The organism is Caulobacter sp. FG7 (assembly GCF_057808875.1).
Window position 1 is genome coordinate 115,291 of the sequence record NZ_JBMDIW010000010.1, and the last position, 12,373, is coordinate 127,663.

The 12,373-nt window shown below is 70.3% G+C and carries 15 protein-coding genes; 2 read left to right on the forward strand and 13 right to left on the reverse strand.

Annotated features, from left to right (window positions below):
• Positions 1-48: 48 nt before the first annotated feature.
• Positions 49-1,056: a thioredoxin-disulfide reductase gene (trxB, locus tag ACODR1_RS10500; protein WP_488880393.1), complete on the reverse strand. Its 1,008-nt coding sequence runs from the start codon at positions 1,054-1,056 to the stop codon at positions 49-51.
• Positions 1,057-1,108: 52 nt separating this feature from the next.
• Between trxB and ACODR1_RS10505 the strand changes: the two genes are divergently transcribed.
• Both ACODR1_RS10505 and pseI read left to right on the forward strand, forming a co-directional pair.
• Positions 1,109-1,408 carry a hypothetical protein gene (locus tag ACODR1_RS10505; RefSeq protein ID WP_488880394.1) on the forward strand — a complete coding sequence of 100 codons (300 nt, stop codon included), beginning with the start codon at positions 1,109-1,111 and terminating at the stop codon, positions 1,406-1,408.
• A 55-nt stretch (positions 1,409-1,463) separates the two neighbouring features.
• Positions 1,464-2,522 (forward strand): pseudaminic acid synthase, encoded by a 1,059-nt coding sequence (pseI, locus tag ACODR1_RS10510; RefSeq protein WP_488880395.1) that lies wholly within the window; start codon positions 1,464-1,466, stop codon positions 2,520-2,522.
• Here the strand turns inward: pseI and ACODR1_RS10515 are convergent.
• From ACODR1_RS10515 to ACODR1_RS10570, 12 genes are all read right to left on the reverse strand, one after another.
• Positions 2,519-3,226, reverse strand: a complete 708-nt coding sequence (locus tag ACODR1_RS10515) for a WbqC family protein (RefSeq protein WP_488880396.1) — start codon at positions 3,224-3,226, stop codon at positions 2,519-2,521. The two genes, pseI and ACODR1_RS10515, sit on opposite strands and share 4 nt — an antisense overlap.
• Positions 3,223-4,479 (reverse strand): flagellin modification protein FlmF, encoded by a 1,257-nt coding sequence (locus ACODR1_RS10520; protein ID WP_488880397.1) that lies wholly within the window; start codon positions 4,477-4,479, stop codon positions 3,223-3,225. Before ACODR1_RS10520 ends, ACODR1_RS10515 begins: the two co-directional genes overlap by 4 nt.
• Complete coding sequence (locus ACODR1_RS10525; protein WP_488880398.1) at positions 4,476-5,123, reverse strand: class I SAM-dependent methyltransferase; 648 nt, start codon at positions 5,121-5,123, stop codon at positions 4,476-4,478. Before ACODR1_RS10525 ends, ACODR1_RS10520 begins: the two co-directional genes overlap by 4 nt.
• A 141-nt stretch (positions 5,124-5,264) precedes the next feature.
• Entirely contained in the window at positions 5,265-5,981 is a 717-nt protein-coding gene (locus tag ACODR1_RS10530; protein ID WP_488880399.1) for a cytidylyltransferase domain-containing protein, read from the reverse strand.
• A 9-nt stretch (positions 5,982-5,990) separates the two neighbouring features.
• Entirely contained in the window at positions 5,991-6,992 is a 1,002-nt protein-coding gene (locus ACODR1_RS10535) for a mitochondrial fission ELM1 family protein (protein ID WP_488880400.1), read from the reverse strand.
• A gap of 97 nt (positions 6,993-7,089) precedes the next feature.
• Entirely contained in the window at positions 7,090-7,563 is a 474-nt protein-coding gene (gene greA, locus ACODR1_RS10540) for a transcription elongation factor GreA (protein WP_058349843.1), read from the reverse strand.
• A 153-nt stretch (positions 7,564-7,716) separates the two neighbouring features.
• A complete protein-coding gene (locus tag ACODR1_RS10545) occupies positions 7,717-9,330 on the reverse strand; it encodes a methyl-accepting chemotaxis protein (protein ID WP_488880401.1) in 1,614 nt (537 codons plus the stop codon).
• Complete coding sequence (locus ACODR1_RS10550) at positions 9,327-9,683, reverse strand: hypothetical protein (RefSeq protein ID WP_488880402.1); 357 nt, start codon at positions 9,681-9,683, stop codon at positions 9,327-9,329. Before ACODR1_RS10550 ends, ACODR1_RS10545 begins: the two co-directional genes overlap by 4 nt.
• 146 nt (positions 9,684-9,829) lie before the next feature.
• On the reverse strand, positions 9,830-10,495 hold the full coding sequence (locus ACODR1_RS10555) for a glutathione S-transferase (RefSeq protein ID WP_488880403.1): 666 nt from the start codon (positions 10,493-10,495) through the stop codon (positions 9,830-9,832).
• A gap of 62 nt (positions 10,496-10,557) precedes the next feature.
• Positions 10,558-11,649, reverse strand: coding sequence for an HPP family protein (locus ACODR1_RS10560; protein ID WP_488880404.1), 1,092 nt, complete (start codon positions 11,647-11,649; stop codon positions 10,558-10,560).
• Positions 11,646-11,927 (reverse strand): DUF1294 domain-containing protein, encoded by a 282-nt coding sequence (locus tag ACODR1_RS10565; RefSeq protein WP_488880405.1) that lies wholly within the window; start codon positions 11,925-11,927, stop codon positions 11,646-11,648. Before ACODR1_RS10565 ends, ACODR1_RS10560 begins: the two co-directional genes overlap by 4 nt.
• Positions 11,924-12,373 carry a hypothetical protein gene (locus ACODR1_RS10570; RefSeq protein ID WP_488880406.1) on the reverse strand — a complete coding sequence of 150 codons (450 nt, stop codon included), beginning with the start codon at positions 12,371-12,373 and terminating at the stop codon, positions 11,924-11,926. Before ACODR1_RS10570 ends, ACODR1_RS10565 begins: the two co-directional genes overlap by 4 nt.

Sequence of the window (12,373 nt, forward strand, 5' to 3'; positions counted from 1 at the left end):
GGGCCGCCCATTTCGGAGCGGCCCTTTCTTGACTTCACAAACCCAGCCCTACCAGGCGCCGATCTCGTTGGCCTCGGCGTGGCTGATCGGGTGGTGGGCTTGTCTGTGGTCTTCCTCGGCCAGGAACCGCACCGCTTCCAGGGCGGCCATGCAGCCCATGCCGGCGGCGGTGACGGCCTGGCGATAGACGTCGTCGGTGACGTCGCCGGCGGCGTAGACGCCTTCGATCGCGGTCGAGGCCGTGCCCGGCTTGACCTTCAGGTAGCCGCCCGGGCCGACGTCCAGCTGGCCGGCGAACAGTTCCGACGACGGGGCGTGGCCGATGGCGATGAACACGCCGTCGGTCTTCAGCTCGGTGAACTCGCCGGTCTTGATGTTCTTCAGGCGCACGCCGGTGACGCCCATCGGTTCGCTGTCGCCGACGACCTCGTCGATGACGCTGTCCCAGATCACCTCGACCTTCGGATGGGCCAGCAGGCGCTCCTGCAGGATCTTTTCGGCCCGCAGCTCGTCCTTGCGGTGCACCAGGGTGACCTTGCTGGCGAAGCTGGTCAGGAACAGGGCTTCCTCGACCGCGGTGTTGCCGCCGCCGACCACCACGACTTCCTTGTTGCGATAGAAGAAGCCGTCGCAGGTGGCGCAGGCGCTGACGCCAAAGCCCTGGAACTTGCTCTCGCTCTCCAGGCCCAGCCACTTGGCCTGGGCGCCGGTGGCGATGATGATCGTCTCGGCGATCCAGTCCTGGCCGCTGTCGGTCTTGACCACGAACGGGCGCTTGGACAGGTCGACCGACATTACGATGTCGCTGACGAACTCGGTGCCCACGTGCTCGGCCTGGGCGCGCATCTGGTCCATCAGCCAGGGACCCTGGATGACGTCGGCGAAGCCCGGATAGTTCTCGACGTCGGTCGTGATGGTCAGCTGGCCGCCCGGCTGGATGCCGGCGATGAGCACGGGCTTGAGCAGCGCACGGGCGGCGTAGATGGCGGCGGTGTAGCCGGCGGGGCCCGAACCGATGATCAGGCAGCGCGTCTGGCGGGGAGCGGTGGTGGACATGGGCGAACATATAGTGTCGATTCCGCGCCGTTGCGATGGTTTAGGGGAACCCATGAAGGGCGGACTGACGATCGGCATTGGCATCGGGACGGCGATCGGCGTCGCCCTGGGCCTGGCCACGAACAACATGGCGATCGGCATCGGCGTGGGCATCGCCATCGGCGGGGGCCTGGGCACGATGCTGGAGGTCGCCAAGCCGGCTCAGGCCAAGGCCGGCGGCAAGAAGGGCGACGGCGGTGACAGCGGCTCGAGCCACTCTTCGGACAGCAGTTCCTCGTCTTCCTCCTCCGACTGCGGCTCGTCCTCGGACGGCGGCTGCGGGGGAGATGGCGGCGGTGGCGGCGGGGATTGACGGCTCGTCCACGATTTCAGGGTTAATAGGGGACAAACCGCGTGAGTTTCCGCCCATGACCGCTTCGCCCGAAATCGAGATCGCCGGCCGCAAGATCGGCGCGGACCATCCGCCCTACGTGATCTGCGAGCTGTCGGGGAACCACAACGGCAGCCTCGATCGCTGCCTTTCGATGGTCGACGCCGCCGCCGACACCGGCTGCGACGCCATCAAGATCCAGACCTACACCGCCGACACCATCACGCTCGACGTCGACCGGCCCGAGTTCAAGATCCACGGCGGCCTGTGGGACGGGCGCAGCCTGTACGAGCTGTACGAAGAGGCCCACACCCCGTTCGAGTGGCACGCGGCCATCTTCGAGCGGGCCCGCAAGCGCGGCGTGACCATCTTCTCCAGCCCGTTCGACGAGACCGCGGTCGACCTGCTGGCGGGGCTCGACGCCCCGGCCTACAAGATCGCCTCGTTCGAGGCCGTCGACCTGCCGCTGATCCGATACGCCGCCGCACAAGGCAAGCCGCTGATCATCTCGACGGGCATGGCCAACCTGGCCGAGATCGAGACCGCCCGGAACACCGCCCTGGAGGCCGGCGCGCCGGGCGTGCTGCTGCTGCACTGCGTGTCGAGCTATCCCGCCACCTTCGCCGACGCCAACGTGCGGACCGTGGCCGACATGGCCGCCCGCTTTGGCTGCCCGATCGGCCTGTCGGACCACACGCCGGGCACGGCCGCCTCGGTGGCGGCGGTGTCGGTCGGCGCCTGCGCGGTCGAGAAGCACTTCACCCTGGCCCGCGCCGACGGCGGCCCCGACGCCGCCTTCAGCCTGGAGCCGTCCGAGTTCAAGGCCCTGGTCGACGACACGAAGAACGCCTGGGCCTCGCTGGGTCGCGCCCACTACGACGTACTGGGCTCCGAGCAGGGGTCCTTGCTGTTCCGCCGCTCGCTCTACGTCACCGCCGACGTGCCGGTCGGCGCGCCGCTGACCCGCGACAACGTCCGCTCGGTGCGTCCCGGCAACGGCCTGCCGCCGGCCGATCTCGACAAGGTTCTGGGCCGTCCCGCCGCCCGCGCCCTGACCCGGGGCGAACCCCTGGCCTGGGACATGGTGGCCGGCTAGGCCGCCACCAGCGCCTTCAGGCCGCTCCAGCCGACGTTCATCAGAGCGTCGACGAAGCTCATATAGGGCGTGAACTCGGGCCGGCCCTGCGGGTACTCCGCCAGATGGCAGGGTTTGAAGCGAACCGGAAAGCCGGCGGCGGCGAACACGCCGTCCTCTTCCATGTAGTCGGCCGAGCCGGTCGGCGAGACGTATTCATCAGCCTCGACCGCGCGGCAGATGGCCAGCAGGTGCTCGGACCGGGCGCCGGCCGCATTCAGGCTAGAAGCGCGGACGAACTGAGTGTCGATGCCGATCCGTTCCGCCGCGGCCTGGGCCAGGCCGCAGGTCAGGTCGGCCAGGGCGCCGTCGGGCTCACGGGCCAGCTGTTCGGACACGAAGGCGAAGCCCTCGGCGAAGAACGGCCGCTTGCAGTAGGCGTGGCGGATGGCGGCCAGGTGCTTGTCACGCCAGGACTGGCTGTCGTCGATGCGGATAGCGTGGATCGGCGTGTCGCGGTCGTGCTTCTTCACCGGGACCGTCAGCATCAGCTCGCCCTGGGCGGTGAGGATCCGGTTGCGCGACTGCCACGAGCGGCGGGCGAACTGCACGTCGTCGAGAAAGACGAAGACGTCGCTGGCCGCCATCAGCTGGAAATAGCCCAGATAGGGCAGATAGGTCGGCTGCATGATCGCCGCCGTCTTCGGGGGCGAGGCGGCGCTCATCCGGTCAGGGCCAGGCCGCCGACGGCGGGCGCGGTCCAGGCCTGGGCCAGGGCGGCGTCGACCTCGGCCAGCTTGGCGCTCTTGCCGTAGGGCTCCCAGGCCCCGCAGACGAAGGACGCGCCGAAGCGCTCGGTCAGCTTGGCCCGCAGTTCGCCAAGGCCGGCGATGGCGTCGCGCGAGTGATAGATCCAGCGCGGCTGGGCGCCCGAGTGCAGCAGGGCGCCGGTCTTCAGCGATCCGAAGCCCGACAGGAGACCTCGGATCTCGCCGGGCAGGGCGCGCAGGTCGGCCTCGCGCACGCACTCGGCGACCACCAGGGTCTTGCCGCCGCTCTCGTAGAGATAGGCGCGGAAGCAGTCGCCCTTGGCCGTGAAGTTCTGGACGTAGACCGGGCAGGGCCCGTCGAAGTCGGCTTCGAAGACGTAGGTGAAGAAGCTCTTCTTCACCAGCGACGGGGTCGAAAGGCCCATCGGCTTGAACAGCGGCGTCGGATTGGCGGCCCAGACCACCGTATCGCCGGCCGTGTGCTCGGCCATCACCTGGCGGGGCGAGATCAGGCTTTCGAAGCGGATGTCGACGCCCAGGGCTTCCAGCGACCGGCGGCAGGTCTCGAACAGGGCGGTGAAGCCGCCGCTCGGCAGGCTGGCGGTGACGTTGGCGGTGCGCCCCGAGAGGCCGCGCGGCACGCCGTACAGCTCGTCGGCCCATTCGTTCGAGGCCTTCAGGGCGACCAGGGCCGGGGTCTCGGCGCTCGCCGGATAGACGCGGTTGATGGCCAGCGGAATGGCCGCGTCGCCGTGCACGGCGGCAAGGTCGGCGCCCAGGTGCCAGCGGCAGTATTCGGCCAGGGTCTCGGCGATGGGCGAGGGATAGGCGGCGATGCGGTCGGCCAGGCTGTCGCCGGCGGGGCGGGCGATGCGCAGGCTGGCGCAGTCGACGGCCGGACCGCCGAAGTCCCAGGTGAAGACCCGCTTGCCCGCGCCGTCGAGGCTGAGCGAGCCGAAGCGGTTGTCGAAGGTCTCGAAGGCCCCGCCTTGCGCCTTCAGGCGTTCGACCAGGGCGTCGCCCTCGGGGCCGAAATAGACGCAGCCGTCGCGCATCTCGGCGCCGTTCACGACCTTGGGGCGGGCCACCCCGCCCAGGGCGTCGAAGCGCTCGTGCAGTTCGATATTGCGCCAGCCCAGGCGATGGGCCTCGAAGGCGGCCATGATCCCGGTCAGGCCGCCGCCGACGATGCGGATGCGGCCGCTCACGACGCAGCGCCCCAGACCACGAGGTCGCTGTTGCGCGGCACGCGAACGCCGGCCTGCAGGTTGTCGAAACAGACACGGAAGACGTCGGGCTGCGTGAGACCCAGCTCGTCGCGCAGGCGGTTCACCAGACCCGCCTCGGTATAGAACAGGTTGAACAGGCCCTGTTCGCCGGTCTCCGGCGTGGCCAGGCGGAAGCCGTCGGGCTCCTCGGCCACGCCGCGGCCATAGCGATAGTCGTCGACCAGGCGGGTGCGCACGAACACCTCGGCGTTCGGGGCCAGCTTCTCGCGCACGGCGGTCAGCACCCGGTGGGCCTGGGCGTTGGTCAGGTAGCAGAGCAGGTTGGGGATCAGCAGGACGTCGATCGGCCCCTCGATCCCGTCGGGCAGGCCCAGCGACAGGTCGGCCTGGATCAGGGTCGCGGCCTCGCCCAGGTTCCAGCGGGCGTCTTCCAGCGCGGCTGCCGAATAGTCGACATTGACCAGGGTCCAGCCATAGGCGGCGTAGAGCGACAGGTTGTTGCCCGTGCCGCCGCCCAGCTCGACCACCTTGCCGGCGCGCTGGTGCAGGCCGCGCTTGAAGAAGTGGCGGGCGATGAACTCGTCGGGATACTTCAGACCCCGGATGTCGGGCAGGGCGCGCATGTCCGTCCGCCCCCGAACCGGAGGCCCCTCAAAAGCTGGCGCGAACCGGTGGAGCGGTCGCGGCAGCAGCCTGGGGCCGCTTTGCCGAATACTTTGTTAACCCTGTCCTTAAGGGATGCGGCGCGATTGTCGCACCCGGCTCTAGGCGCGCCTGTCGCCGCCGTAGTTCAGCAGGTCCTCGCGGCCGCGCACGAAGGCGCGGACGTCGTCGGAGGTGAAGGCGCGGTTGGCCGGATAGAGCGCGTCATAGACCGCCGCCACGAAGGCGTAGTCGTCGGGCCTGTCGACGGTCCAGCGCACCGCGCCCTGGCCGGGGGCGTCCGGCAGCCACGCCAGGTTCCAGCGGTCGGGATTGTTCCAGACGTCCCAGGTGACGTGCTCGCGGGCCTCGGGGGTGTTCGCCTGCGCAGCGGCGCGGCGCAGGCCGGCGGCGGTGATCACCTCGACGTCGAGGCCCTTGGGATAGGCCGCGCCCTCGGGGCTGTTGCTGGTGTAGTCGGCGCGCGACGACAGGTGCAGGTCGATGGTCGCGTCGATCACCGTCGGATCGGCCAGCGGGCAGTCGGCGGTCAGGCGCACCACGTGGTCTGCCGGATGGGCGTCCAGCGCGCCGAGGAAGCGTTCGAGCACGTTGTCCAGCGGACCGCGATGCACGGCGATCCCGTCGCGGCGCACGGCCGCCTCGATGGCGTCGTCCAGCGGGTCGGTGCTGGTGGCCACCACCAGCTTGTCGATGCGGCGGGCGCGGGCCACGCGCTCGATCTGGCGGATGATCATCGGCGCACGGACGATCGGCATCAGCACCTTGCCCGGCAGGCGGGTGGAGCTCATGCGGGCTTGCAGGACGGCGAGGATCATCCGGTCAGGCTAGAGCGCGGCCTTGCGGGCGTCCATCCGGGCCAGGACCTCGGCGGCGGCGCGGCCGGTCTCGTCCACAGGCTCGTAGGTCCAGCCGTGGAAGGCGCCGCCATAGGGGCGGGCCGCGCCCTGGCGTTCCAGCTCCTCGTGGAAAAGCCGGAACTTCACGCTCTGACCTTCCATCTTGAGGATGAACACCGGCTTGCCGGTCGAGGCCGCCTCGGTGGCCATGTTGGTCGAGTCCTCGGTGACGAGGATGTAGTCGGCGGCGGCCAGGAAGGCGAAATACGGGTTGGGGCCTTCGCCGTCCCAGATGATGCCGGGCACCTCGCGCAGGCGGGCGGCCAGCAAGGCGCGGGCCGGCTCGGGCGTGCGGCGCGAGAAGGTCATCAGCAGGCTGCCGCCTTCCTGCTCCAGCGGCAGCTGGATCTCGTGCGCCATCTGGGCGGCGCGCTCGACCGGCAGGTCGAAGGCCTTGGACTTGCCGCCCAGCAGCACCGCCACGCGCGGGCGGGGCAGGGCCTCGATGGCGTCCCTGAACTTCTCGTATTCGGCGTCGAGACGGTCTGGGCTGACGCGATGCGGCGAGCCGGTGATCGCCACCACGTTGTCGCCGGTCAGGCGGTCGTGCTTGGGCGGGATCACCAGGTCGAACATGTGGGCCGGGACGCGCGGGTCCTGGATCTGCACGACATAGGTCTTGCCGCCCGACCATTTCTTCAGGCGGATCGACAGAGGCAGGGTGGCGCGGCCGGCGGCGACCCACAGGTCGGGCCAGGGCGGGGTGATCTCGCTCTCGGGCGTCAGCCAGCGGCGCGGCAGCCAGGCCAGCCACCAGGGCAGGCGGCCGGTGCGGCCCTTCCAACCCACGCGCTTGACGACGATCCTGGCCGGACGCTTGCGCGCGATGGCCTCGGCCAGGCCCACGGCCTGGGCCTCGATGCCGGCGCGACCGTCCGAGACGGCCCAGATGGTCAGCGGTTCGGGACCTGGCGTCTGATTGGCGCTCATCGCTCCAGCCCTCAAAACGGCGAACGCCGCGGAACCACCCTGAACAGGCGACTCCGCGGCGATTGGCCGGACTTTATGGCGGGGTTAGGGCTGAAGCCTAGACCCACTCGACCTTGAGGATCTCGTAGGCCTTCACGCCGCCGGGCGTGTTGACCTCGACCACTTCGCCGACTTCCTTGCCGATCATGGCGCGCGACAGCGGCGAGCTCAGCGAGATGCGGCCCGACTTCACGTCGGCCTCATGGTCGCCCACGATCTGGTAGCGGGCTTCTTCTTCGGTGTCCTCGTCGACCACGCTGACCGTGGCGCCGAACTTCACCTGCGAGCCGGAGAGCTTCGACACGTCGATGACCTGGGCGCGGGCGATCTTGTCCTCGATCTCGGCGATCTGGCCTTCGATCCAGCCCTGACGTTCCTTGGCGGCATGGTACTCGGCGTTTTCCGAGAGGTCGCCGTGCGAGCGCGCCTCGGCGATCGCGGCGATCACGGCGGGCCGTTCGATCGTCTTCAAACGCTTCAGTTCTTCGTCGAGGGTTTGATAACCCACGACGGTCATCGGCACTTTTTCCATTGTGGATTTTAGCTCGGTTCGCCCTAAGGGAGGAAGACTTCCAGTCGCTGGCGATCGCGACCGGGGGCTGAGAGGATAGGCGCCGCATTCCGGATAAGCAAGCCTCACGCGCCCTAAGGGTTGCGTGGCCAAGCTGACGACGGCGCCTGGTCCTCAGGCCCGTCGCGAACCGCGCGCCGCAGTCGCCGCCAGGCGATCTCCAGGCAATTGGAACTGACCGACCAGGCGGGCCAGCTCGCCGGCGTCGTCGTTCAGGGCGTGCGTGGCGGCGGCGGTCTCTTCCACCAGGCCCGCATTCTGCTGCAGCACCTGGTCCATCTGATTCACCGCGGTGTTGACCTGGGTCAGGCCCTGGGCCTGATGCTGGGCGCTGGCGGCGATCTCGGAGACCAGGCCGTCGATCTCGGCGATCTGCAGGACGATGCGGTCCAGCGCCTCGCCGGTGCGGCCCACCAGTTCGACGCCCTCGCCGACCTGGCGGGTCGAGGTGGTGATCAGATGCTTGATCTCCTTGGCGGCCTCGGCCGAGCGCTGGGCCAGGGCCCGCACCTCGGAGGCGACCACGGCGAAGCCCTTGCCGGCGTCACCGGCGCGGGCGGCCTCGACGCCGGCGTTCAGCGCCAGAAGATTGGTCTGGAAGGCGATCTCGTCGATCACTCCGATGATCCGCGAGATCTGGGTGGCCGAGGTCTCGATCGCGCCCATGGCGTCGACCGCCTCGCCGACCACCTCGCCCGAGCGGCGGGCGTCGTCGCGGGCCCGGGCCACGACGGCGGCGGCCTTGCGGGCGCCGTCGGCCGTTTGCCCGACCGTGGCGGTGATTTCGTCCATGGCGCTGGCGGTCTCGGCCAGGTTGGCGGCCTGCTGCTCGGTGCGGCGCGACAGGTTGGCGGCCGCGTCGGCGATCTGGTCGGAGCCGTGGCGCACGCCCGAAGCGCGCTCGTCGATGATCGCCAGGGCCCCGGCCAGCTTGCCGGCCGCCTGGTTGAAGTCGGCGCGCAACTGCTCGTACGACGCGGAGAACTCCTCGATCAGGCGCACCGACAGGTCGCCCTTGGCCAGGCGCGACAGGCTGGCGGCGAGGGCGTCGACCATGTCGGCGCGCTGGCGCTCGGCGGCGGCCTGAACGGAGGCGTGGGCGATGCGGCCTTCCTCTTCCGAGCGGCGGGCGCTGTCGGCGGCGGCGTCGGCCTCGCGGGCCTCCTGCATGGCGGCCTCGGCCTTGGCCCGGGCGCGCTCGGCCAGGCCGATGACCCGGTGGATGCTGAAGGTCGCGGCGATCAGGGCGCCGGCCTCGATGATCAGGATGACGGCGTGGACCAGCACCCGGCCCAGGCTCGCCGAGCCGGGGAACACGGCCGTGGGCAGCAGGTAGCTGAGCGCCAGGTGGTGGACGGCGACCGTGGCGGCGGCGGCGGCGATGACGGTCCAGTCGCAATAGACCACCAGCAGGGCCAGGGCCGCGAAATAGGCCATGTGCATGTCTATCTGCCAGGCGTGGCCGCCCAGGGCGGCGACCAGCAGCGAGACCTGGGCCATCAGGGCCACGCCCGACAGGATCCGGCCCGTGGTGGTCTCGCCGCGATGCAGGACGGCGCCGGCCGCCAGGGCCGTGACCATGACCGTGGCGACGGCCATGCCCGCAACCGGCTCGCCGACCAGGAAGCGGGCGGCGATGACGATGGGGGCCATCAGGGCGGTCAGCAGCAGGATCAGCCGGCCGCCGGAACGGCGCTGCGCGTCGAGATTCGAGGGCTTCGTGCTCATGGACGGGGCTCCAGGACGGTCTTGGCGCAGACGCCGGCGGCGTCGGGATCGAGCAGGACGAGGGCGCCGGCGGCGCGCAGGCGGCCGCCCAGCGTGGCCGGGTCGCCGCGCAGGATCAGAATGAAGGGAACCGCGCCGGCGCCGGATATGTCGCCGGCCGAGGTGGCGGCTCCGGCGGCGCGGGCGGGGGTCCACCAGGGCGGGAACACGGCGGCGACGCGTCCGGGATCGCGCGGCGAGGCGCTGGACAACGTTACGGCCAGTAGAGTGACGATGATCGCAGAGGTTGCGGCGAACGTCCGACCAAGGGCGTGAAGCAGATCACGCCAGGTTCGAACACGCGACAGGGACAAACTCGATCTCCGGGCAAGCTAAGCCATGGACTGGCGGCTTCCAGGGAGAGGTTTTGCGCCTCCGTGGTGTGTGAAGTCTTAAAGTCGGGGCCGAGCGTCGCCGTGTCGCAGGCGCAAGCTCGGCCGTGAGTTGTGCGGTGTGTTCCCTAGTCGGCGTAGGCGTACTCGCCGCCGCGCTGCAGGGCGGCGCGATAGGCCGGGCGGGCATGGATGCGCTCGAGGAAGGCCTTCACCTTGGGGCGCGAACCGGCCCCGGCGCGCGACACGGCGGCCTCGAGCGGGAAGCTCATGATCACGTCGGCGGCGGTGAACTCGGGGCCGGCGAACCATTCGGACTTGGACAGCTCGCCGTTCCAGTAGTCGATGTGGCTCTTCAGCTGCGGGTCGACGAAACCCGACTGGGCCTTGGCGGCGATGGCCTTGACCAGGCCCTTCAGCAGGCCTGGGGCGCGGGCGGGCAGGGCGGTGAAGACCAGCTTCAGCAAGAGCGGCGTCATCGCCGAGCCCTCGGCGTAGTGCAGCCAGTAGGTGAAGCGAAGGCGCTCGGGCGTGCCGGCCGGCGGAATCAGGCGGCCGTTCCCGTAGACGTCGAGGATGTATTCGATGATCGCGCCGGTCTCGGCGATCGTCTTGTCGCCGTCGGTGATCACCGGCGACTTGCCCAGCGGGTGAATGGCCAGCAGTTCGGGCGGGGCCAGCATGGTCTTGGCGTCGCGCTCGTAGCGCTTGACCTCGTAGGGGACGCCAAGCTCCTCCAGCAGCCACAGCACGCGCTGGCTGCGCGAGTTGTTCAGGTGGTGGACGACGAGCATGGCGTTTCCCCTATCGATTTGCCCCAGCATGGCGCGGCGACGCGCGCGTCAGTCAAGCCTCGTCACAGCACGCTCTCGACGATGTGGGCGCGATAGAGCACGGCGATCAGGTCGGTCTGGGTGATCACCCCCACCAGCCGGCGGTCGCCGTCGACGACCATGGCCTCGTGGGTCTGGCCGCTGGAGAGGATCGGCAGCAGGGCGGCGATCGGCGTTCCCTCGCGCACCCGGTGGACGAACGGATCGAGCGCGGCCTCGACCGTGCGGCGGCGGTTGGCCTGCAGCTCGGCGCGGCGGGCCATGCCGATGACGCGGCCGTCCTCGTCGACCACCGGGGCGGCGCGCAGGTCGTGGCTCTGCAGGAAGGCCAGGGCGCTTTCCGCCGACTGGGCGCGGTCGAGGCGAATGACGTCGCGCGACATCACCTCGCCGCAGCGGATCTGCGAGTGCAGGCGCTGGTGGGCCTGGATCTCGACCTCGCGGAACAGGACGTCGAGGTCATCGCGGCTGACGTCGAGCAGCTCGCCGTAGCGGGCCAGGGCCTTGTCCAGGTCGCCGGCGTCGTAGCCGATGCGCGAGGCGGGCAGGGGATCGGCCGTGCCGTGCGGACTGGGCGGCGGGGCGGGGGCCCTGTGCGGGTAGGAACGGCCGACCAGCCGGTTCCAGGCCATGCCGGCGGCGACCAGCAGCACCGAGTCGACGGCCACCGGATTGAGCGCGAAGAGATAGCCGGCCTTGGTCACGGCCGGTCCGCCGATGACGGTGATCAGGGCCACCGCGCCGCCGGGCGGGTGCAGGCAGCCCAGCAGGATCATGACCGCGATGGCCAGGCCCACCGCCAGCGGGGCTGCGACCAGCGGCTGGTTCGGCAGCAGCATGGCGACGGTTATGCCGATGAAGGCCGAGACGACATTGCCGCCGATCACGCCGCGCGGCTGGGCCAGGGGGCTGGCGGGCACGGCGAAGATCAGCACCGCCGAGGCCCCGATCGGCGCGACCAGCAGCGGATGCAGCCAGTCGCCGCCGCCGACCGCGAAGCGTCCCAAGAGGCCCGCGAACAGCAGGCCCAGCAGCGCGCCGCCGCCGCCCTTCAGCGCGTCGAGCGGGCGGATGGGGGTCTTGCCGCGAAGCAGGGTGAGAAGGCGCTGGGTCATGGGGCTCGATAGGCCAGGACGACGAGGCCGGCGACGGCGCAGGCCTGGGCGAAGGCGATCAGGATCAGCCAGGTCCCGAACGGCTGCTTGCGGGTCTTGTGGCGCAGCCAGCGCTGGGCCATCAGCGCGCCGGGCGCGGCGCACATCGCCGCCGACAGCAGCAGCACGCGCTCGGGCACCCGCCGCTCGCCATGCACGGCGGCGGCCTTGTCGTGGGCGAACAGCAGGAAGCAGAACAGGTTGGACCCCAATAGGGCCAGGGTGATGATCAGGGTCATCGCACGGTCTCGGGCGGGGCGTGCGCCAACGGCGTGAGATCCGGCTCTATCCAGCCGCGGCGCGCCTCGACGCTGAAAAGCCGCTCGCGCGACCAGAAGCCCAGCGGCCAGGCCTTGTCGCCCAGCGGCGTGGCCAGCAGGCGGGCGGCGGCCTCGCCGTCGTCCAGATCGGCCGGCAGGGCGGCGACGAAGCCGCGGATGGCGGCCAGATAGGCCTGGGTGATGGTCTCGTGATAGCCGCTGGCGTCGTCGTTCACCCCGCCGACGGCTTCGTTATAGGCGCGGATGATCCCCGGCAGGTCGCGCTCCAGGCCCTCGTCGCGGGTGCGCACCAGGCGCAGGGTGGCGGTCAGGTGGGCGGCGTGGGTCCATTCGGCCTTGGGCAGACTGCGGTTCAGCAGCCGTTCGGCGAGGCGGGCGACGTCGTCTTTGGAGTAGGCGGTCAT

What these genes read in the sequence shown, in the direction of transcription:
- trxB (WP_488880393.1), bottom strand. Translation starts at nt 1,056, where the DNA reads ATGTCCACCACCGCTCCCCGCCAGACGCGCTGCCTGATCATCGGTTCG.
- ACODR1_RS10505 (WP_488880394.1), top strand. Translation starts at nt 1,109, where the DNA reads ATGAAGGGCGGACTGACGATCGGCATTGGCATCGGGACGGCGATCGGC.
- pseI (WP_488880395.1), top strand. Translation starts at nt 1,464, where the DNA reads ATGACCGCTTCGCCCGAAATCGAGATCGCCGGCCGCAAGATCGGCGCG.
- ACODR1_RS10515 (WP_488880396.1), bottom strand. Translation starts at nt 3,226, where the DNA reads ATGAGCGCCGCCTCGCCCCCGAAGACGGCGGCGATCATGCAGCCGACC.
- ACODR1_RS10525 (WP_488880398.1), bottom strand. Translation starts at nt 5,123, where the DNA reads ATGCGCGCCCTGCCCGACATCCGGGGTCTGAAGTATCCCGACGAGTTC.
- ACODR1_RS10530 (WP_488880399.1), bottom strand. Translation starts at nt 5,981, where the DNA reads ATGATCCTCGCCGTCCTGCAAGCCCGCATGAGCTCCACCCGCCTGCCG.
- ACODR1_RS10535 (WP_488880400.1), bottom strand. Translation starts at nt 6,992, where the DNA reads ATGAGCGCCAATCAGACGCCAGGTCCCGAACCGCTGACCATCTGGGCC.
- greA (WP_058349843.1), bottom strand. Translation starts at nt 7,563, where the DNA reads ATGGAAAAAGTGCCGATGACCGTCGTGGGTTATCAAACCCTCGACGAA.
- ACODR1_RS10545 (WP_488880401.1), bottom strand. Translation starts at nt 9,330, where the DNA reads ATGAGCACGAAGCCCTCGAATCTCGACGCGCAGCGCCGTTCCGGCGGC.
- ACODR1_RS10555 (WP_488880403.1), bottom strand. Translation starts at nt 10,495, where the DNA reads ATGCTCGTCGTCCACCACCTGAACAACTCGCGCAGCCAGCGCGTGCTG.
- ACODR1_RS10560 (WP_488880404.1), bottom strand. Translation starts at nt 11,649, where the DNA reads ATGACCCAGCGCCTTCTCACCCTGCTTCGCGGCAAGACCCCCATCCGC.
- ACODR1_RS10565 (WP_488880405.1), bottom strand. Translation starts at nt 11,927, where the DNA reads ATGACCCTGATCATCACCCTGGCCCTATTGGGGTCCAACCTGTTCTGC.
- ACODR1_RS10570 (WP_488880406.1), bottom strand. Translation starts at nt 12,373, where the DNA reads ATGACCGCCTACTCCAAAGACGACGTCGCCCGCCTCGCCGAACGGCTG.